Source organism: Roseateles puraquae (assembly GCF_002205845.1).
Classification (GTDB): domain Bacteria; phylum Pseudomonadota; class Gammaproteobacteria; order Burkholderiales; family Burkholderiaceae_C; genus Pelomonas; species Pelomonas puraquae.
The window spans coordinates 1,109,377-1,128,330 of record NZ_NISI01000001.1; the positions used below are offsets into that span (position 1 = coordinate 1,109,377).

The 18,954-nt window shown below is 68.3% G+C and carries 16 protein-coding genes; 5 read left to right on the forward strand and 11 right to left on the reverse strand.

Translation table 11 applies throughout. The annotated features are described in order from the left end of the window. The first annotated feature begins 8 nt into the window (after nucleotides 1-8). On the forward strand, nucleotides 9-632 hold the full coding sequence (locus CDO81_RS05085; protein ID WP_088482024.1) for a response regulator: 624 nt from the start codon (nucleotides 9-11) through the stop codon (nucleotides 630-632). On the opposite strand, the gene CDO81_RS05090 is transcribed toward CDO81_RS05085, so the two are convergent. Further along, the gene (locus CDO81_RS05090) at nucleotides 633-1,976 is read right to left on the reverse strand and encodes a sensor histidine kinase (RefSeq protein ID WP_088482025.1); all 1,344 of its coding nucleotides are present in this window, start codon (nucleotides 1,974-1,976) and stop codon (nucleotides 633-635) included. It abuts the gene before it with no gap. Nucleotides 1,977-2,150: 174 nt separating this feature from the next. Here CDO81_RS05090 and CDO81_RS05095 point away from each other — a divergent pair, with 174 nt between their 5' ends. Genes CDO81_RS05095 through CDO81_RS05105 form a run of 3 tightly spaced genes read left to right on the forward strand, consistent with a single transcriptional unit; the run spans nucleotide 2,151 to nucleotide 6,618 of the window. Beyond that, the gene (locus tag CDO81_RS05095; RefSeq protein ID WP_088482026.1) at nucleotides 2,151-2,516 is read left to right on the forward strand and encodes an Hpt domain-containing protein; all 366 of its coding nucleotides are present in this window, start codon (nucleotides 2,151-2,153) and stop codon (nucleotides 2,514-2,516) included. An 11-nt stretch (nucleotides 2,517-2,527) separates the two neighbouring features. After that, the gene (locus tag CDO81_RS05100) at nucleotides 2,528-4,750 is read left to right on the forward strand and encodes a putative bifunctional diguanylate cyclase/phosphodiesterase (RefSeq protein WP_088482027.1); all 2,223 of its coding nucleotides are present in this window, start codon (nucleotides 2,528-2,530) and stop codon (nucleotides 4,748-4,750) included. After that, entirely contained in the window at nucleotides 4,750-6,618 is a 1,869-nt protein-coding gene (locus CDO81_RS05105; protein WP_088482028.1) for a GGDEF domain-containing protein, read from the forward strand. The genes CDO81_RS05100 and CDO81_RS05105 overlap by 1 nt, the downstream gene beginning before the upstream one ends. Before the next feature lie 43 nt (nucleotides 6,619-6,661). Here CDO81_RS05105 and CDO81_RS05110 read toward each other — a convergent pair whose 3' ends face one another. The 6 genes from CDO81_RS05110 to flhB all read right to left on the reverse strand — a co-directional run bounded on the left by CDO81_RS05110 (nucleotide 6,662) and on the right by flhB (nucleotide 14,822). Continuing rightward, complete coding sequence (locus CDO81_RS05110) at nucleotides 6,662-8,008, reverse strand: methyl-accepting chemotaxis protein (RefSeq protein ID WP_088482029.1); 1,347 nt, start codon at nucleotides 8,006-8,008, stop codon at nucleotides 6,662-6,664. Nucleotides 8,009-8,064: 56 nt separating this feature from the next. Then, entirely contained in the window at nucleotides 8,065-8,778 is a 714-nt protein-coding gene (locus tag CDO81_RS05115) for an RNA polymerase sigma factor FliA (protein ID WP_088482030.1), read from the reverse strand. Between the two features lie 18 nt (nucleotides 8,779-8,796). Beyond that, complete coding sequence (locus CDO81_RS05120) at nucleotides 8,797-9,582, reverse strand: MinD/ParA family ATP-binding protein (protein WP_193466481.1); 786 nt, start codon at nucleotides 9,580-9,582, stop codon at nucleotides 8,797-8,799. Nucleotides 9,583-9,750: 168 nt separating this feature from the next. Continuing rightward, nucleotides 9,751-11,436 carry a flagellar biosynthesis GTPase FlhF gene (gene flhF / locus CDO81_RS05125; RefSeq protein WP_241516842.1) on the reverse strand — a complete coding sequence of 562 codons (1,686 nt, stop codon included), beginning with the start codon at nucleotides 11,434-11,436 and terminating at the stop codon, nucleotides 9,751-9,753. Beyond that, complete coding sequence (gene flhA / locus CDO81_RS05130) at nucleotides 11,433-13,523, reverse strand: flagellar biosynthesis protein FlhA (RefSeq protein WP_088482032.1); 2,091 nt, start codon at nucleotides 13,521-13,523, stop codon at nucleotides 11,433-11,435. Before flhA ends, flhF begins: the two co-directional genes overlap by 4 nt. A 123-nt stretch (nucleotides 13,524-13,646) precedes the next feature. Next, nucleotides 13,647-14,822 carry a flagellar biosynthesis protein FlhB gene (flhB, locus tag CDO81_RS05135; protein WP_088482033.1) on the reverse strand — a complete coding sequence of 392 codons (1,176 nt, stop codon included), beginning with the start codon at nucleotides 14,820-14,822 and terminating at the stop codon, nucleotides 13,647-13,649. Nucleotides 14,823-14,999: 177 nt separating this feature from the next. On the opposite strand from flhB, the gene CDO81_RS05140 reads away from it, so the two are divergent. Further along, the gene (locus CDO81_RS05140) at nucleotides 15,000-15,746 is read left to right on the forward strand and encodes a transporter substrate-binding domain-containing protein (protein ID WP_088482034.1); all 747 of its coding nucleotides are present in this window, start codon (nucleotides 15,000-15,002) and stop codon (nucleotides 15,744-15,746) included. A 68-nt stretch (nucleotides 15,747-15,814) separates the two neighbouring features. On the opposite strand, the gene CDO81_RS05145 is transcribed toward CDO81_RS05140, so the two are convergent. From CDO81_RS05145 to motA, 4 genes are all read right to left on the reverse strand, one after another. Beyond that, nucleotides 15,815-16,450, reverse strand: coding sequence for a protein phosphatase CheZ (locus CDO81_RS05145; RefSeq protein WP_420893072.1), 636 nt, complete (start codon nucleotides 16,448-16,450; stop codon nucleotides 15,815-15,817). Between the two features lie 23 nt (nucleotides 16,451-16,473). Then, the gene (gene cheY / locus CDO81_RS05150; protein ID WP_088482036.1) at nucleotides 16,474-16,866 is read right to left on the reverse strand and encodes a chemotaxis response regulator CheY; all 393 of its coding nucleotides are present in this window, start codon (nucleotides 16,864-16,866) and stop codon (nucleotides 16,474-16,476) included. Between the two features lie 55 nt (nucleotides 16,867-16,921). Beyond that, entirely contained in the window at nucleotides 16,922-17,914 is a 993-nt protein-coding gene (gene motB / locus CDO81_RS05155; RefSeq protein WP_088482037.1) for a flagellar motor protein MotB, read from the reverse strand. A 114-nt stretch (nucleotides 17,915-18,028) separates the two neighbouring features. After that, on the reverse strand, nucleotides 18,029-18,886 hold the full coding sequence (gene motA / locus CDO81_RS05160) for a flagellar motor stator protein MotA (protein ID WP_088482038.1): 858 nt from the start codon (nucleotides 18,884-18,886) through the stop codon (nucleotides 18,029-18,031). Nucleotides 18,887-18,954: the final 68 nt, after the last annotated feature.

The window sequence follows — 18,954 nt, forward strand, 5'->3', positions numbered from 1 at the left end:
GGGGCGCGGTGAGCAAGGGCAAGATCCTGGTCGTCGACGACGACCGACTGGTGCTGGCAACGCTGAGCTATGGGCTCACGCAGGCCGGTTTCGAGGTCATCGACGCCGACAACGGTGACGACGCCATCCTGCTGGCCCGCGAGCACCGGCCGGCGCTGGCCCTGCTGGACATCCGCATGGAAGGCCTCACCGGCTTCGACGTGGCGGCCTACCTGCGGGAGTACCTGCAGACGCCGTTCATGTTCCTGTCGGCCTTTGCCGATGAAGCGACGGTGGCCAAGGTGATGGAGCTGGGCGCCGTGGCCTACCTCGTCAAACCCCTGGACATCTCACAGATCGTGCCGGCGGTGGAGGCCGCCTTCGCCCGCTCGACCGCGCAAGCCGGCGCCGCCGCCACGCCGGCCGCGGCACTGCAGGCACCCGCCAGCGCGGCGCCGTCCGAGTTGCCCGTCCAGCTGGATGCGACCGCGCTGGCCGTGGGCATCCTGATGCATCGCTACTCGCTGCCGCGCGACGAGGCGCTGAGCCGGCTGATGAGCCTGGCCTCGGCGGACGGCCACAGCCTGCCAGAACAGGCGCGGCGCATCGTGGACGCGGTGGAACTGCTGGCCCGCCCGGGGCAGGTGGGCTGATCAGCCGGCCAGCGTGAAGTAAAAACGCGCGCCCTCACCCACCGCCGACTCGGCCCAGACCTCGCCGCCATGCCGGCGCACGATGCGCCGCACCAGGGCCAGGCCCACGCCGGTACCCTGGAAATCGCTGGCACTGTGCAGGCGCTGGAACACGCCGAACAGCCGCTCGGCAAATCGCATGTCGAAGCCCGCGCCGTTGTCGCTGACGACGAAGACGCGCTTGCCGCCCTGCTGCACGCAGCCAAAACTGATCTCGGCCCGCTCGACCTTGGCGCTGTACTTCCAGGCATTGCCCAGCAGGTTCTCCAGCACCATGCGCAGCAGCGTCGGGTCGCCCTGCACCACGAGACCCGGCTCGATCGTCAGCACCAGCTCACGCTGCGGCGCCGTGCGGCGGATCTCCTCCATCACGAAACCCGCCTGCTGCGACAGATTCACCGGCTGGCTGGACAGTGGCCGCGTGGTCAGCTGGCTCAGCGACAGCAGCGAATCGATCATGCAGTTCATGCGTGCTGCTGCACTCATGACCCGGTCGAGATGGTCATTGCCGACCCGGTCGAGCCGGCCGCCGTAGTCTTCCTTCAGGATGCGTGCGAACCCCTCCACGACGCGCAAGGGCGCGCGCAGGTCGTGGGAGACGGTGTAGCTGAAGGATTCATGCTCGGCCGACAGGTCAGGCTGGGCTGCCACGACCGGCACCGGCACCGGTACGGCGTTGTCATTCACGAGCTCGGCGGTACCGAGGTAGCCGGCAAAGTGGCCCTGGGCGTCGATGCAAGGCAGGCCGCGCAAGCGCCAACGGGCCTGGCCGTCCACGGCGGTCAGCTCCAGGCCGGCAAAGGGCTGGTGGGCGTCGAGCCGCTCGCGCAACTGGCCGGCGGGCTCGGCCGCTTCAAATCGATCCCACAGCTGCTGGGTCGACAGGCTGGCCCCCACCCAGCTCGACGAAGGTGCACCCTGGGGCGCCTGCCAACGCACCAGCCGGTGCTCGGCGTCGGTCGCCCACTGCCAGTCGGGTTGGAGCTGCACCTGCATCAGCAATTGCTGGCGCGCCTCGCGCAACGGCTCGGCCAGGCGTTGGCGCGTCAGACGCACGCCGGCATGCCAACCCAGGGCCGCTGCCACCAGCACCATCACGCCGGTGAAGAAAGCCGTCAGGACCAGTGCCGCATGCACGATACCGACTTCGCCGCCCCAGACCCGCATCAGCGCCAGCACGACAAGCGCGCCCAGCACCAGCATCAGCAGCGCCGAGGCGCCCAGACCCAGCACCAGCAGCCGCATCGGCAGGCGTCGCTCCTGGCGGCGCGACGTGACCGCGCTGTCCTCACTGAGGCTGTTCATGCGCGGCATTGTAGGCAGCGCCTCGCAGGCTCCACCCCTGCAAACTATCGGGTGTTGGCTCATGTCAATAACCACTGCCGGTCGGGCCGAAACTGTGCATTCCTTCGCGGCGCCACCCCCTGCCACCCGCGATACATTTCGAAATGCCGAGTCTCCAGACCCGCTGACCTCTTCATGACCGCCTCATCCCCTGCCCTGCTCGACCCCGAGGCGATCCGCCGGTTGCGCGAACTCGACCCGAGCGGCGGCAACAAGCTGCTGGAGCGGGTGGTCCATGCCTTTTCCAACTCGTTGGAGCGTTTGCTGCCGGACCTTGCCCGTGCCCGCGCGGGCGAGGCCCTGGACCTCACCGTCATCCGGCATGTCAGCCACACACTCAAGTCTTCGTCTGCCAGCCTGGGCGCCCTGGCGCTGTCGGCCCGCTGTGCCGACATCGAGGCGATGGCCCGGGATGGTCACACCCAAGGCCTGACCGAACAGCTGGACGCTATGCTGCAAGACATCCAACAGGTGCGCACGGCCCTGGCCGCGTTGCTGTGACCCCCAGTCCCATGGTGCCCATCGGTCAAGCCCTCGACGATCTGCCGCCGCGCCCCCGGGTGCTGCTGGTGGACGACGACGAAGTCAACCTGCTGCTGACGGCCGCCGCCCTGCGCGAACGCGGCTTCGAGGTCACCGAAGCCGCCAGCGGCAGCCAGGCGCTCGGCCTGCTCTCCAGCCGCACGCCGGATGTCGTCGTGCTCGATGCGCTGATGCCCGAGCTGGATGGCTTCGAGACCTGCTCGCTGCTGCGCGCCACGCCGGGCTTCGAGTCGCTGCCCGTGCTGATGCTCACCGGCCTCGACGACGAAGCCTCCATCAACCGCGCCTACCAGGCCGGCGCCACCGATTTCTTCGTCAAGTCGTCTCAATGGAGCCTGCTGGACGGCCGCCTGCGCTACCTGCTGCGCAGCTCCCGCACGCGGCTGGAGCTTGAACGCAGCAAGGCCAAGCTGGCGCGTGCCCAAGACCTCGCCCGCATGGGCAGCTTCGAGTGGTGGCGCGCCCATGCGGGCAGCTTCGCCATCTCGGCCGAAGGCCTGCGGGTGTTCGGCCGCGGGCCGCAAGACCGACTCGACTTCATCGGCGTCATGCGCATGGTGCCGGCGGATGACCGGCATGTGTTCCTGCGCCTGCTGCGCGACGTCATCGCCCATACCTCGGTCCTCGTGACCGATCTGCCGCTGACCCTGCCCGATGGCCGCCAGCGCGTGGTGCACATCGAGGCCGAGCCCGAGTTCAACGAACAGGGCAGCGTCAGCGGCTACACCGGCATCCTTCAGGACGTGACCGACCGCCGCCAGGCCGAGGACCGCATCCGCCAGCTCGCGCATTTCGACGCGCTGACCGGCCTGCCCAACCGCCGCCAGCTCATCTACCGCGTGGAGCGCGCCATCGAGAGCGCCCGCCGCGGCGGCCATGAGGTGGGCCTGCTGCTGATCGACCTGGATCGCTTCAAGGTCATCAACGACACCCTGGGCCATGCCGCTGGCGACGAGTTGCTGGTGGAGGTGGGCCGCCGGCTGCGCGGCTGTGTGCGCCATTCCGACCAGATCCTGGAAGGCGTGCTCGACGGCCTGGGCAACCGCAGCCACCGTGGCCTGGAGGCTGTAGGCCGCCTGGGCGGCGACGAGTTCGTGGCGCTGCTGCCCGAGGTGGCCGACGAACGTGACGCCGAGCGCGTGGCCCAGCGGGTGCTGGATGCCCTGCGCGAGCCGATCTTCGTGGGCGGCCAGGAATGCTTCGTGACGGCCAGCGTGGGCATTGCGCTGTACCCGCGCGACGGCCAGACCATGGCCGACCTCCTGCGCAACTCCGACGTCGCCATGTACGCCGTCAAGAGCCAGGGCCGCAATGCCTCGGCCGTGTACTCGCCGCAGCTGGCCGGCCACGGCAAGCAGAAGCTGGAGCTGGAGAGCGCCCTGCACAAGGCGCTGGAGCGCAACGAGATCGTGCTGCACTACCAGCCCAAGATCGACGTGCGCGCCGCCCGCATGGTGGGCGCCGAAGCCCTCATGCGTTGGCAGCGTGGCAACACGCTGGTGCCACCGGCCGATTTCATTCCGCTGGCTGAGGAAACCGGCCTCATCGTGCCGCTGTCCGAATGGGCCCTGAAGGAAGCCGCGCGCCAGGCCAAGCTGTGGCAGCTGCAGTTCGGCTTTTCGGACTCCATCGCCGTCAATCTGCCCAGCCGCCTGTTCGAGCGCACCGATCTCGTCGAGCACATCCACCAATGCGTCAGCGCCTACGGCGTGCCGCACCGCTCCATCCAGCTCGAGATCACCGAGAACAACCTGATGAAGGACCTGCAGAACGTCATCCCGTCTCTGCATCGTCTGAACGAAGTCGGCGTGGAGATCTCCATCGACGACTTCGGCACGGGCTACTCGTCCCTCGCCTACCTCACCACGCTGCCCATCTCCGAGGTCAAGGTCGACCGCACCTTCGTGCGCGACCTGGGCATCACGCCCCAGAGCTCGGCCGTCGTCACGGCCATCATCGCCCTGGCCCGCGCCCTGGGCCTGCGCGTGATTGCCGAAGGCGTGGAGACCCTGCGCCAGATGGAGGTGCTGCACCGCCTGGGCTGCTCGCTGATGCAGGGCTTCCTGTTCAGCAAGCCGCTGCCCGCCGATGAGCTGGAGCGCTGGATCGCCCAGACCGTGCTGCCCCGCAAGGCCCCCTGGATCACCCAGGCCGACCCGAGCGTCGACCTGCTCACCCGCGGACAAAGCTGATGCGCTCGCAACTCCCGCCCGCCCAACTGGCCAAGGCGGCCCTGCAGCGCCTCGCCCAGGCCCGGCTCGAACCCACGCCCGAAAACTACGCCCGCGCCTACGCCATCGAGGCCGGTGGCGAACCTGCTGCCGCGAGCACCGCCGTGCCCGAGCGCGTGCAGCAGCTGCTGTCCAAGCTGATCAGCCTGGCCCTGCCCAGCGGCAGCACCCGGCAGGAGCTGCAGACGTCCTTGCGCGAGCAGCGCCTGGACGAGCTCCAGCGCCAGGTCGACCGCCTGCTCGACGTGGCGGGCCCCGGCGCCCAGGCCGAGGCGCTCGCCCAGGCCATCGAGCGCTTGGTGCGCGGCCTGGAGCGCGGCGGCCGGCACTGGACGGTGGCCCGCAAGAAGGACGGCATCTTCCGCGCGCTGGAACTGAGCCGCAACGACAGCGGCAAGCTCATCAAGCGCCTGACCCAGCTGATCGCCAGCTGGGACAAGGATGGCGAAGGCAGCGACGTCGAGACCGACGACGACGGCGGCACACCGAGCCAGCTGTTTGCCGACAGCGGCTTCATGGACTCCGGCAGCTTTGGCGACACGGGCTTTCGCGACAGCAGCGGCTTCGGTGAACTCAGCCGCACGGGCACCCGTGACCCCGTCCCTGCCGCAGCGCCTGACGCCACGCCGCACTGGCTGAACCTGTCGGGCGAGCTCAACGGCACCGTGCGCCATGCACTGCGCTCGCCGGCCACCGAGGCCACACCGGCCGATGCCCTCATCCGCGAGCTGGACGCTGCGCAGGCCGAACTGAAGGGCCAGGGCGCCACACCCGAGCGGGCGGCCCAGATGGCGGCCCTGTGCCTGCGCGCGCGGCACCTGCTCGACCATCGCCGGCACCTGTTCGACGAGCTGGGTGGCCTATGCCGGGAGCTCAGCGAAAGCCTGGTGGACCTGGCCGAGGACGACTCCTGGGCCCGCGGCCAGGCGGAGGCCATGACCAACACCCTGGCGCAGGGCCTGTCGGGCCGCGGTGTGCGCACGGTGTCGGAGCTGCTGGCGGGTACCCGCGAACGCCAGCGCAGCCTGCGCGAAGAGCGCTCACGCGCACGCGATGCGCTCAAGGGCCTGATCCAGCGCATGCTGTCTGAGCTGGGCGAACTCGGCCAGCACACCGACCGCTTCCAGAGCAGCGTGGGCCGCTACGCCGAAGCCATCGAGCATGCCGACTCCCTGGAGAGCCTGGCCGGCACGGTGCGCGAGATGGTCGAAGAAAGCCGCAGCGTGCAGAGCCTCGTGGCCCAGACGCAGCAGCGGCTGACCCTGGAGCACGACCGCGCCGCGGCCCTCACCCAGCGGGTGGACGAACTCGAGACCGAACTGCGCCGCCTGTCCAACGAGGTCCACACCGACCAGCTCACCCAGGTCGCCAACCGCCGCGGCCTCATCCAGGCCTTCGGCATCGAGCAGGCCAAGTCTGAACGCGAGTCGACTCGCGTGGCCCTGGCCCTGCTGGACATCGACAACTTCAAGAAGCTCAACGACAGCCTCGGCCACCATGCGGGCGACATCGCGCTGAAGTCGCTCGCCGAGCGCGCCCAGGCGTCGCTGCGCCCCGGCGACATGGTGGCGCGCTACGGCGGCGAGGAGTTCGTGCTGATGCTGCCCAACACGCCGCTGGACGAAGCCCAGCAGGTGCTGGTGCGCCTGCAGCGCTCGCTGTCCACCGCCCTCTTCAACCACGAGGGCAAGGACGTCTTCGTGACCTTCTCGGCCGGCGTCACGCTCTACCGGCCCGGCGAAACGCTGGAAGCCGCCCTCGACCGCGCCGACGTCGCGCTGTACGAAGCCAAGCACACCGGCAAGAACCGGGCCTGCGTGGCCGAATAAGCCACACCTCGCCGCGCGGCGAGGCCCCGCGGCCCTGCCCGGCTCAGAAGCTGAACGCCAGCCTCAAGCCACCCCAGTGCCGCCCCTGCACGACGATGGGCGCGGCGGCTTCCTTCAGCACGACGAAGCGGCCTCCGCCCATGTCTCGGCGGTAGGTCTGCAGCAGGAAGGGCCGGGTGTTGCGGGCCGAGGCCAGGCCGGTGCGATCATTGAAGATGCGGCGGTAGCGGCTGTTGGCCGTGTTCCAGACGGTGTCGCCCGGCCGCTGGGCCTGGCAGTACTTGCGGTTGTGCGTGGCGATGTAGCCGTTGCGGTCGGCCGCGATGCAGAACACGATGCGATCGCTCACGCCGAGCATCTTCTCCTGCACCGCGGGGAAGAGCCGGTCCGTCAGCTGGCAAAAGCGCGTGGTGTGCTGCTGAGGCGAGGTCCCGTCAATCGGCCGGTAGCTCTCGTCGAACAGGTCGGCCACGGAGATCTGGCCGTCGCGCAGCGCGGCCTCCAGCAGCCCGGCGATCTCGCCAGCAGCCTGCTGCGCCGTGCGGATGAGGGGCATGTCGTCCACCTCGACCCCGCTTTCGGCAATCTGCTCGACCAGGTCCTCCGCCATGCGCAGGAAGCGGTCGCTGCCATCGAAGGCCACCTTCAGCCCGTGCGAGGCCTGCGTGACCTCGCGGTCCAGCTCATGCGCGCGTTCGTTGAGCAACTGCATCTGCTGACCGCTGTCGGCAGCCGAGGCGGCGATGCGCTGCACGTCCTGCTCCACGGCGCTGAACGCCGCATGGATCTGGCTGGGCTTGGCGGGGTTCTCGGTCAGCTCCGCACTGAAGCGATCGATGCGGTCCTGCAAGCTCGCGATGGCACTGACGATGGCCTTGGACGAGGCTTCCACCTGCCCCGCCAGCGCCTTCACGGCCTCGGCGACGACGGCAAAACCGCGACCGGCATCCCCCGCGTGCTTGGCCTCGACGGCGGCGTTGAAGGCCACCAGCCGGGTCTGCAGGGAGATCTTGGTGATCTCGGCCGCGGCATCCGACACCTGGGCCAGGGTCGTGGCCATGCCGGTGACTTCGCTGCCCACACCCCCGAGCGCACCGCGGGCGCGCTGCACGGCGGCAGCACTCTCAGCCGTGGCCGCCGTGATGGCCGCCTGCACCTGGCTGATCTGCTGCAGCTGGCGGGCCAGGGCCTGCATGGCTTCGCTCTGCTGCTGGACCACGCGCTGGGTGTCCTCGAGCGCCCCCCGCACCTCGGCAGCATCCTTGCCGACGGTGGAGATGGACCGTGAGAGTCGTTTGATGACGTTCAGTGCGGCGCTGTCCTCGCGCCGGGGTGCGTCGTCAGGCACTGCCGCAGGATTCGTTCGTCCCGCCTTGGGCCACTTGAGCATGCACTTGTCCCCTCGGTTGGCCGGGAACGAGGCCTCAAGGGCGCCGCCCCGCTAAATCACCAGTCGCGCAGCTTAACCCGCAACCTGGCGATGGACTGACTGTGCAGCTGGCAGACCCGGGACTCCGTGACCTTGAGCACGGCCGCGATCTCCTTGAGGTTCATGTCGTGCTCGTAGTACATGCTCATCACGAACTGCTCGCGCTCGGGCAGGTTCTTGATGGCCGCCACCAGCGCCTCGCGCATGCGGTGGTCCTGCAGCTGGGCCATTGGGTTGCTGGCCTCGTCAGCGACATGGCGATCGAGGAAGTCCTCGTCGCCGTCATCGCCGGACATGTCCTCCAGATACACCAGCTGCGTGCCGCGCACCTTGGACAGCAGGTCCTGGTACTCGGCCAGCGGCAGGCCCATCTCGGCGGCAATCTCGGCTTCGCTGGGCGCTCGGCCCAGGCGCTGCTCGACCTTGTGCACCGCCACCTCGATCTCGCGCTGCTGGCGGCGCGTGCCGCGGCTCATCCAGTCGCCGCCGCGCAACTCGTCGAGCATCGCACCGCGGATGCGCTGCGTGGCGAAGGTCTCGAACTGCACGCCCTGCTCGGCATCGAAGCGCGAGAGCGCATCCGTCAGGCCGATCAGGCCGACCTGGATCAGGTCATCCACCTCCACGTTGGCCGGGAGTTTGGCGATCATCTGGTGCGCCAGGCGTCGCACCAGCGGGCTGTACTGCTTGATCAGCGTGCTGTTGTCGAGGCGGCCTTTGGGCGTGTACATCGCGTGAACTCCGGCGGTTCAGTGAGCGGTCAGGTGTGGGGATGCCACCGTGCGCGCCGGGCGCAGCGGGGTGGCATCGGCAGAGGCGTCCACGGCAGCACCGGGCGGCGCCGCGAGCAGCAGCTCGCGGGCCAGGTGGCGCAGTTCGGGCGTCAGCGGTGCGTGGTGCGAGGCCCGGGGGTCGAGGCAGGCCCAGTCGCGCAGCACCGCGCCGAGGAAGCCGTCGGCGCAGGAGTGAAGCTGTTGCGCGATGCGGGTGGCCACGCGCAGCTGAGGATGGCAGGCCATGAGCAGACTGTAGACCAACAGCCCGGCGCGTTGCGTGAGCCATTTCATGCCAGCGTAGGCTTCGGTGACGCTGGCTGGGTCGGTGTCGGCCAGCAGCAGCGGGCGCACCTCCCGCAGGGCCACGATGCGGGCGAGTTCGGCCGCGCTCGCGTGCAGCAGGATGACGTCAGCCTGGGGCGCCGCCTCGGCCACCGCCTCCAGGAAGGAGGCCGCCGACCCTTGCGGGTTGATGTAGCGCATCGGCAGGCCGCGGGCCGCCAGATAGCTCACGCGCGGCGACAGGCGCTCGATGCAGTTGGACAGGTCCACGTGCGCCAGCTCCGAGGGCTGGGGCGAATGCACGCCGGCATCCACCACCAGGGTCTGCAGGTTCAGCTCCGCGAACGCGGCGCACAGGCCTTCCAGCAGCAGCCCGGCACCCATCACGCGCGGGTTGGCCACGACAGGCACGAAGCGCTGCTTGGAGGCCGCGAACAGGCGGCGCAGGCCGTGGGCTTGGTCTTGTAGGAGGCTCACTTCAAAAACTCCGACGTGCGCAGCAGACGGGCTGCGTGCAACGGCCGACAAACACAGCCACCGAGGCACAGAGACACAGAGAAGCCCTTCGAGTACACACGAGCCTCTCTGAGCCTCTGTGTCTCTGTGGCCGCGTACCTGGGCGCTGGCATCGCGAATACCTAGGTGTCAATGGACAGCCCGCGACAGCCCCTCACCCAGCGGTGCGCCGGCAAAGATGAGGTTCACATCGGTGTTGTCCATGCGCCAGGCGCCGGAGGCCGGGCTCTTCAGCGCGCGTTGCACCAGGGCGGCCCCGGGCAGGCGGTGCCAGTCCTCCGGCACGCGCTGGCCGTTGGCCACGCCCAGCACCTTCAGGCGGTGACGGATCAGGGTGTCCAGGGCCGGGGCGAGCTTCACGGCTTCGTCGATCTTGCTCAGCACCACGCCTTCGCAAGCCGCGCCCTTCCAGGCATTCACCACGTCCTCGATGGTCTCGCCCTGCTGCGCCGCGTTGATGACCAGCAGCTTCTTGATGCTCGGGTGGGCCAGCATCTCCAGCAGCTCCTGGGTGCGGCTGTCGCGCTGGGCCATGCCGGCGGTGTCGATGAGCACCAGCTTCTTGTTCGACAGCAGGTCGAGCAGGTCGTCCAGCGAGGCGCGGTCGTGCGCGGTGTGCACCGGCACGCCGAGGATGCGGCCGTAGGCGCGCAGCTGCTCGTGGGCGCCGATCCGGTAGGCGTCCAGCGTGATCAGGCCCAGCTGGCCGGCACCGTGCTTGGTGGCGAAGTGCGCGGCGAGCTTGGCGGTGGTCGTGGTCTTGCCCACGCCGGTCGAGCCGATCAGGGCATAGACGCCGCCGCGGTCCTCGATGGCCGGGGCGGCCTCGTCGGTCTGCAGGTTGCGCGACAGCACATGCGCGGCCCAGGCGGTCTCATCGGCCGGGTCGGCGGGCGAACCCGGCTTGAAGTCGGACGGGCAGCTCTCGGCCAGCTTGCGCACCAGGGCAGGCGAGAAGCCCAGCTCCAGCAGCTTTTGCGTCAACCGCGCCTGCACCGGCTGGCGCTGCAGCTTTTCCATGAAGGCCAGCGAGGAAAAGCGTTCCTCGATCAGGCCGCGCATCTGGCGCAGCTCGTCGGCCATGTCCATCTGGCTGCGCTGGCTCGGCGTGGGCTGGCCCGGCAGGGGCAGCGGCTCGGCGCCGATGTCGCTCAGCGTGGGCACCATGCGGGCGCTGGCGGCGGTGGGAATGCGGATCTCGTCGCGCAGCACCGGCGGTGCGGGGCGGGCCTGGGGCATGACCGGCGGCGGCGCGGTGCGCAGCTCGGGCATGACCGGCGGTGGCGCGCTGCGGCGCGGCGCGAGCACGGCCATCGCCTCGGCAGCACGGCGCTCGCGCTGGGCGCGGGCAGCATCCAGCGACACGGCCGACGGCTGCACCGGCGGCGGCGCGGCCTGCATCACCGGATCGGGGCGGCCAGCCAGCTCGGCTTCGCGGCGGCGCAGCACGCGCTCGCGCACGTAGTCCTGGAACGAGAGCGTGCTCATGGCCAGCTGCTCCACATCACCGCGCACCTCCGGGCTGCCAAAGGTGGGCTCCTGGCGCTGGGCGCGCTCGGCGAAGCTGGCCCGCGGGGCGCCCTGGGCCGGCATGACCGGCGGCGGCGCCACCTGCGCACGGGCAACGGTGCGCGGGGCGGTGGCGGCGATCTGCTCGATCTGCCCCATGCCCTCCGGCGCCATGGCCAGCACCTCGACGCCCTCGGGCACGTTCTTGTTGGACAGCACCACGGCATCCGGCCCGAAAGCCTGCTTGACGAGCGCCAGGGCCTCGCGGGACGTGCGGGCCGTGAACTTTCGGACATTCATGCTCATGTTGTGCCTCCGATGATGGAGCCGATGCGGATGGTGTGGGTCTCAGGAATCTCGCTGTGGCCGAGCACCTTCAGGCGAGGTGCGGCGCGCTTGAGCAGCCGGGCCATGGGCGCGCGGATCAGGTCGGGCACCAGCAGCGCCGCCGGTACACCGCGGTCTTCCTGCTTCTGGGCGGTCTCCGCGGCGCTCTTGGCCAGGGTGTCGGCCACGCCGGGGTCGAGGGCCGCGCCATGCGGCGAGTTCAGGGCCTGGGTGACCAGGCGCTCGAGCTCGGGCTCCAGTGCGATCACGTCCAGCTCCTTCACGCTGCCGTAGATCTGCTGCACGATGGCCGGTGCGATGTGGGTGCGGATGCGGCGGGCCAGCTCCATGGGATCAGTCACGGTGGCGGCGTTCTCGGCCAGGCATTCGACGATGGAGCGCATGTCACGCACGTGCACGCCCTCCTCCAGCAGCAGCTGGAGCACGCGTTGCAGGGTGGCGATGCTGACCATCTTGGGAATCACGTCTTCAATCAATTGCGGCGCCTGCTTGGTTAGGTGTTCCACCAGGGCCTGTGTCTCCACACGGCCGAGCAGCTTGGCCGCGTGCACTTGCATCAAGTGTGAGAGGTGGGTGGCCACCACGGTCGAGCAATCAACGACCGTAAACCCGCTCATTTGGGCCATCTCCTTCTGGCGTTCCTCGATCCACACCGCCGGCAGGCCGAAGGCGGGGTCGGTGGTCTGGGTGCCGATGAGCTTCTGCGTGGCGTGACCCGGGTTGATGGCCAGCCACATGCCCGGGAAGGCCTCGGCCTCGCCCACGACGGCGCCGCGCAGCGAGATGCGGTACTGGCTCGGCCGCAGCTCCAGGTTGTCGCGGATATGCACTGGCGGCGGCAGGAAGCCCACTTCCTGCGCGAACTTGCGCCGCACGCCCTTGATGCGCGAGAGCAGGTCCCCTTCGCGGTTCTTGTCGACCAGCGTGATCAATCGGTAGCCGACCTCCAGGCCCAGGGTGTCCACCGGCACCAGGTCCTCCCAGGTGGCTTCGCCCGAGCCCTCGCTGCTGGGCATGATGGGCTTGACCGCCTTGGCGGCTTCCATCGCCTGCTCCTTGGCGCGCAGCCAATAGGCCAGGTAGCCCAGGCCCGAGGCGATCAGCAGGAACACGACATGCGGCATGCCCGGGATCAGGCCCAGCGCGGCGATGACGCCGGCGGTGATGGCGATGCTCTTGGCCGAGCCGAACACCTGACGGCCGATCTGGCTGCCGATGTCCTTGTCCGTGCCCACGCGCGACACCACCATGGCGGCCGCCACCGAGATCAGCAGGGCCGGGATCTGGGCCACGAGCGCATCGCCCACGGCCAGCAGGATGTAGCTGTTGGCCGCCTGGCCGGCGCTCAAGTTGTGCTGGGCCACACCGATGATGAAGCCACCCACGATGTTGATCGCCAGGATCAGCATGCCGGCCACCGCGTCACCGCGCACGAACTTGCTGGCACCGTCCATCGAGCCGAAGAAGTCGGCTTCGTCGGACAACTCTGCCCGGCGGCGCTTGGCCTCGGCTTCGTTGATGAGGCCCGCGTTCAGGTCGGCATCCACCGCCATCTGCTTGCCGGGCATGGCGTCCAGGGTGAAGCGCGCGCCGACCTCGGCGATGCGCTCCGCGCCCTTGGTCACCACGATGAAGTTGATGACCACCAGGATGGCGAACACGATCAGGCCGACCGCGAAATTGCCGCCGATCAGGAAATGCCCGAAGGCCTCGATCACCTTGCCCGCCGCGCCAGTGCCGGTGTGCCCTTCGAGCAGCACCACGCGCGTGGAGGCCACGTTCAGCGACAGGCGCATCAGCGTGGTCAGCAGCAGCACCGTCGGGAAGGCAGCGAAATCCAGCGGCTTGACCATGTGAGCCGCCACCATCATCACCATCACGGCCATCGCGATGTTGAAGGTGAACAGCAGGTCCAGCGCAAACGGCGGCAGCGGCAGCACCATCATCGACAGCACCATCAGCACGGCGATCGGAGCGCCGAGCGCCGCGATGATGCCGGCGCGCGGGCCGAGGAGCGATTGCAGTTTTTGGATCAGCGGGTTCATGTCAAGACTCTCGAACACAGCCGCAGAGACAAAGCGGCACAGAGAAGCTCATGGGCAGGACACCGACTTCTCCGCGTCTCTGCGCCTTTGTGGCTGTGTTGCTCGGCTGAGGCAGGCAGCGCGTCATTCCGCGAAGTCCTCATCGGGTTCCGGCGCCCAGCCCGGCTTGTTGTGCGGGTCGAGCTCGGGCGGCACATGCGGCTTGGGCATGTCCGGGGTGTTGAGGTTGCGCGACTTCATCGCCGCGCGCAGCTGGTAGACGTAGGCGAGCACCTGCGCCACGGCGCCGAACAGGGCCGCCGGGATCTCATGGTCGAGCTTGGCGTGGGCGTAGAGCGCACGCGCCAGCACTGGCTGCTGCAGCACTGGCACCTTGTTCTCGCGGGCGAGGTCGCGGATCTTCATCGCCAGCAGGTCGGCCCCCTTGGCCACCACCTTGGGCGCGCTCATCTTGCCCTCCTCGTACTTGAGGGCGACGGCGTAGTGGGTCGGGTTCATGACCACCAGGTCGGCCTGGGGCACGGCGGCCAGCATGCGGCGCTTGGCCATCTCGCGCATCTTGGCGCGCATCTTGGCCTTGACCTCGAGGTTGCCTTCCACCTCCTTGAGTTCCTGCTTGGCTTCCTCACGCGTCATGCGCATGCGGCGCATCCAGAGCTGGCGCTGCAGCGGTACGTCGATGGCGGCGAATACGGCCAGCGCGATGGCCAGCAGCATGAGGCCGCCCATCAATTGCTGCCCGGCATAGGCCAGCGCCGAGGGCAGCGGCACGGACATGATGCTCACATAGGCCGCCAGCCGGTCTTTCAGCACCAGGGCGCCGACGATGCCCAGCACCAAGGCCAGCAGCACCGCCTTCAGTGCCGTGCCCAGGCCCTGCCCCGAGAACAGGCGGCCGAGGCCCGACAGCGGGTTCATGTGCCCGAACTTGGGCGCCAGCGGCTTCATCGTCCAGTTCCAGCCGCCGCTGGCCAGGTTGCTGGCAATGCCGACGATCACCATCAGCGCGGCAATCGGGCCCATGACGGCGGCAAACGCCAGCGTCATGTCCACCAGCCGCTCGCCCATGAAACCCGGGCGCGCCAGCAGGCTGGCATCAAAGTGCAGCCCGGTGCTCAACATCTGGCGCAGCCGCTCCACGATCTGCGGGCCGCCGACGCTCAGCGCCGCGCCGCCGGCGACCATCATCGCGAAATGCGGCAGGTCCCGGGAACGCGGCAGCTGCCCCTCGGCCCGAGACTTCTGGATCTTCTTGGGCGAGGCGGGTAGGTTGCGGTCCTGTGCGTCTTGGTCGGCCATGGCGGTTCTTCAGCGCTGGACCGAATTGTTCGAGCCGCCCCGCCGAACTTGAGCGAGAAAAGCGGGGTGGACGCCCCGCTGTTCTGCGCCGAGCACCCCCGGCAGAGCCTGCCAAAGCGTGCAGGATTACCGCCCCGCCACCCGGAGCAAGGCACCCACCGCAGCTACGCTCGCGGGATGCGTGGACTGCGCCCATGGATCGCTTTGCTGACCGCCGGATTGAGCGGCATGGCGGGCGCGCGCACGACACTTCTCATCGAGTACCGCGACAAGCCGCCCTACACCTACACCGTGGATGGCAAGCCCGCCGGCTTCCTGATGGTGCGCACCGCCCAACTGCTCAAGCGAGCGGGCATCGAGCCGCAATACGCCGAAGTGCCCATCCGCCGCACCTTGATGCACCTGCAGGCCAATGCGGTGGCCGTCTGCTCGCCGGGCCTCTACAAGACGCCCGAGCGGGCAGCCTTTGCGCGCTTCAGCCTGCCCATTCACCGCGATCGGCCGCATGCAGTGCTGGCTCATGCGAGCGTGGCCGCCGAGATCCGGCGCCTGCCGCGGGCGTCTCGGCTCTTCACCGATGGCCGCTTCCAGCCGGGCCAGCTCGAAGGGGTGTCCTACGGCGCCCAGCTCGACCAGTGGCTGGCCGCCACACCCAAGCCGCCGCTGCGGGCCCAGCTCAGCCCAATGCAACTGGTGCGCATGGTGGCCGCTCACCGGGTGGACTACATGCTGATCGACCAGGAAGACCTGGGCTGGCTGCGTCGCGACCCCGACCTGGCCGATCTGCCGGTGGAACGCGTGGACCTCGCCGACATGCCGCGCGGCGAACTGCGCTACCTGGCCTGTTCGCAGCAAGTGCCGCCTCAGGTGATGGAGCGCCTCAACCAGGCCATCCGCGAGTTGCCGGAATCCAGCTCCGACTGAGCGCGCCCGCAGAAAGCGCAAAAGCCGGCGCGAGGCCGGCTTCTGTGGCTGCGCCTGAGCGCAGGGGTTCAGAAACCCAGGCTGGCGAGCAGGTCGTCCACTTCGCCCTGGTTGGCCACCACGTCGGTGCGGCCCTCCGGGTTGACGACCGGGCCTTGCAGGATGTTGGGATCGACCTTCTCGCGCTGCTCCGGCGGCACGACCTGCACCAGCAGCTTCACGAGGCTGTCTTCCAGGTCATTGGCCAGGGTCACGACCTTGGCGACCACCTGACCCGTGAGGTCATGGAAGTCCTGGGCCAGCATGATGTCGGTCAGGTGGTTGTCGATGCTCGCGGTGCGGGCTTCGACGTCCTTGACGAAGTTCATGACGGCGCCACTGGCCACGGCGCGCACCGGGTCGGCCACCAGCGCTTCGGCGAGTTGCTTGGTCGCGGCACTGATGCCGGCGTGCTCAACCTTGGCCTGGTCGACCGAGTTCAGCACCTTGTCGGCTGCGGCAGCCGTCTTGGTGGCGATGTAGTTCAGGCGGCTGCGGGCATCCGGCAGACCGTCGGTCGCGACCTGCAGCTTGGGCATGACGCCCAGGCGCTGCATGGTGTCGTGCAGCGTGCGGGTGATGGTGCCAAGTTGCTGGAAGACCTCGGGAGAGACGAGCAGCGGCTCTGAACTTCCGGCCAGCTTGTCCAACTGTTCCATCGACATGGCAGTCCCCTTGTTCTTTGTTATCAGGCGGCAGCAGCCAGCTTCTGCATGATCTTCTGGACTTTTTCTTCCAGCGTGGCCTTGGTGAAGGGCTTGACGATGTAGCCGGCGGCACCGGACTGGGCGGCCAGCACGATGTCTTCCTTGCGGGCCTCGGCCGTCACCATCAGCACCGGCAGGTGCTTGAGGTTGGGGTCTTCCTTGATGGCCTTCAGCAGCTCGAAGCCCGTCATGTTGGGCATGTTGATGTCGCTGACGACGAAGTCGAACTTCGAGCCCTTGAGCATGTTCAGCGCTTCGACGCCGTCTTCGGCCTCTTCGCAGTTGTTGTAGCCGATCTCTTTCAGCAGGCCGCGCACGATGCGACGCATGGTGGAGAAGTCGTCGACAACCAGGAATTTCATGTCAGCGCTCATGGCGGTCCTCTCTCGGGAACTGGCGGGATTTCAGGGGTCAGGCCGCAGTCTAGTTCTAGCGAGCCGGCGCGGGCGCCGCGTTTTGCGGCATTTTGCCGCTGCGGGGCACTTCCGTTGCACCGGCTGGCGCCGCCTGTGCAGGATCGCCGCCCGCGGCGTCGCCATCGGGCTCGTCCGGCAGGTTCTTCAGCACCGCGTCTTCGGCATCGCGGTTCATCACGATGATGCTGATGCGGCGGTTCAGCGGGCTGTTGGGGTCCTTCGCGTCCAGCAGCTTGCTGGCCGCCAGGCCCTGCACGCGCAGCATGCGCGCCTCCGACAGCCCGCCGGCCACCAGCTCACGGCGTGAGGCATTGGCCCGGTCCGCGGAAAGCTCCCAGTTGCTGTAGCCCTTGTCGCCCGCGGAAAACGGCTGGGCATCGGTATGGCCTTCCACCGTCAGCCGGTTGGGTACCTCGGTAAGCACGCTGCCGAGCTCCTGCAGCAGCTCGCGCATATAGGGTTTCACGACGGCGCTGCCGCTGTCGAACATCGGCCGGTTGCCCTCATCCACGATCTGGATGCGCAAGCCTTCCTTGGTCATGTCCAGGCGGATCTGCCCGCCGAGCGCGGCGAGCTTGGGGTTCTCGGCCAGCACTTCCTCGACCTTGGTCTTGAGCTGCTCCAGCCGCGCACGCTCGGCCTTGCGCTGCTCTTCCTTCAGGGCGCGCAAGGTGTAGCTCGACTTCTTGGCGTTGCTCTCGCCTTCCTTGACCTGGCCGGTTTCGCGGGTGAGGTCCTTGCCGCCGCCGCGCACGACGCTGGAGGAGTCGCCCGAACCCGAGCCGCCGAGCATCGCCACGCGAAGCGGTGACTGGAAGAACTCGGCAATGCCCTTCTTGTCGCCCTCGGTGGTGGAACCCAGCAGCCACATCAGCAGGAAGAAGGCCATCATGGCCGTGACGAAGTCGGCGTAGGCGATCTTCCACGCGCCACCATGCGCCGCGTGGCCGCCCTTCTTCACCTTCTTGATGATGATGGGCTGCAGCTTTTTCGCGTCACCAGCCACGGCGTTCCTCCAAGGCTAACGAACACAGCCACAGAGGCACAGAGACACCGAGGAAAACGTGCGCCTCTGTGTCTCTGTGCCTTTGTGGCCAGACTGCGTGGGCAAGGACCGCCATCACTTCTTCTTCACGTGGCTTTCCAGCTCGCTGAACGACGGCCGGTCGCCCGAGAACAGCACCTTGCGGCCGAACTCGATGGCCACCTGCGGGGCGTAGCCCTGCATGCTGGCCAGCAGCGTGGTCTTAATGCACTGGAATTCCTTGCCGCCGTCTTCCACCTTCTGTTCCAGCAGGCCAGCCAGCGGCTCGGCGAAGCCGTAGGCCAGCAAGATGCCGAGGAAGGTACCGACGAGTGCCGAGCCGATCATGCCGCCCAGCACCGCCGGCGGCTGGCCGACCGAGCCCATGGTGTTCACCACGCCCAGCACGGCGGCCACGATGCCGAAGGCCGGCAGGCCACCCGCCAGGCGCTGCAGCGCTGCCACGGCGGCGTGCTCTTCCTGGTGGTGGGTCTCGATCTCGCTGTCCATCAGCGACTCGATCTCGTGGGCGTTCAGGTTGCCCGACACCATCATGCGCAGGTAGTCGGTGATGAATTCGGTGACGTGGTGGTCGTTGCCCACCACCGGGTACTTCTGGAAGAGCGGGCTGGAATGTGGGTCCTCCACGTCCTTCTCGATGGACATGAGGCCTTCCTTGCGAGCCTTCTGCAGGATGTCGTACATGAGCGCCAGCAGCTCCATGTAGCGCGCCTTGCTGTACTTGCTGCCCTTGAAGCACCGGCCCAGGCCCGCGGCCGTGGCCTTGACGACCTTCATCTGGTTGTTGGCCAGGAAGGCGCCGATGGCGGCCCCGAAGATGGTGATCATCTCGAAGGGCAAGGCGTGCAGGATGACGCCGATGTTCCCGCCGTGGGCGATGAACACGCCGAAGATGCAGGCCATGGAGACGGCCCAGCCGATGATGACGAACATGCGTGATCGAGTTGGAGATGTTCAGGCCATATCGGCCCGGTGCCGGGGGGCTTGAGCAAGTATGCCGC

What these genes read in the sequence shown, in the direction of transcription:
- CDO81_RS05100 (WP_088482027.1), top strand. Translation starts at nt 2,528, where the DNA reads ATGGTGCCCATCGGTCAAGCCCTCGACGATCTGCCGCCGCGCCCCCGG.
- CDO81_RS05115 (WP_088482030.1), bottom strand. Translation starts at nt 8,778, where the DNA reads ATGTACACGCCCAAAGGCCGCCTCGACAACAGCACGCTGATCAAGCAG.
- CDO81_RS05105 (WP_088482028.1), top strand. Translation starts at nt 4,750, where the DNA reads ATGCGCTCGCAACTCCCGCCCGCCCAACTGGCCAAGGCGGCCCTGCAG.
- CDO81_RS05145 (WP_420893072.1), bottom strand. Translation starts at nt 16,450, where the DNA reads ATGTCGATGGAACAGTTGGACAAGCTGGCCGGAAGTTCAGAGCCGCTG.
- CDO81_RS05140 (WP_088482034.1), top strand. Translation starts at nt 15,000, where the DNA reads ATGCGTGGACTGCGCCCATGGATCGCTTTGCTGACCGCCGGATTGAGC.
- flhB (WP_088482033.1), bottom strand. Translation starts at nt 14,822, where the DNA reads ATGGCCGACCAAGACGCACAGGACCGCAACCTACCCGCCTCGCCCAAG.
- flhF (WP_241516842.1), bottom strand. Translation starts at nt 11,436, where the DNA reads ATGAGCATGAATGTCCGAAAGTTCACGGCCCGCACGTCCCGCGAGGCC.
- CDO81_RS05095 (WP_088482026.1), top strand. Translation starts at nt 2,151, where the DNA reads ATGACCGCCTCATCCCCTGCCCTGCTCGACCCCGAGGCGATCCGCCGG.
- flhA (WP_088482032.1), bottom strand. Translation starts at nt 13,523, where the DNA reads ATGAACCCGCTGATCCAAAAACTGCAATCGCTCCTCGGCCCGCGCGCC.
- CDO81_RS05110 (WP_088482029.1), bottom strand. Translation starts at nt 8,008, where the DNA reads ATGCTCAAGTGGCCCAAGGCGGGACGAACGAATCCTGCGGCAGTGCCT.
- motA (WP_088482038.1), bottom strand. Translation starts at nt 18,886, where the DNA reads ATGTTCGTCATCATCGGCTGGGCCGTCTCCATGGCCTGCATCTTCGGC.
- cheY (WP_088482036.1), bottom strand. Translation starts at nt 16,866, where the DNA reads ATGAGCGCTGACATGAAATTCCTGGTTGTCGACGACTTCTCCACCATG.
- CDO81_RS05090 (WP_088482025.1), bottom strand. Translation starts at nt 1,976, where the DNA reads ATGAACAGCCTCAGTGAGGACAGCGCGGTCACGTCGCGCCGCCAGGAG.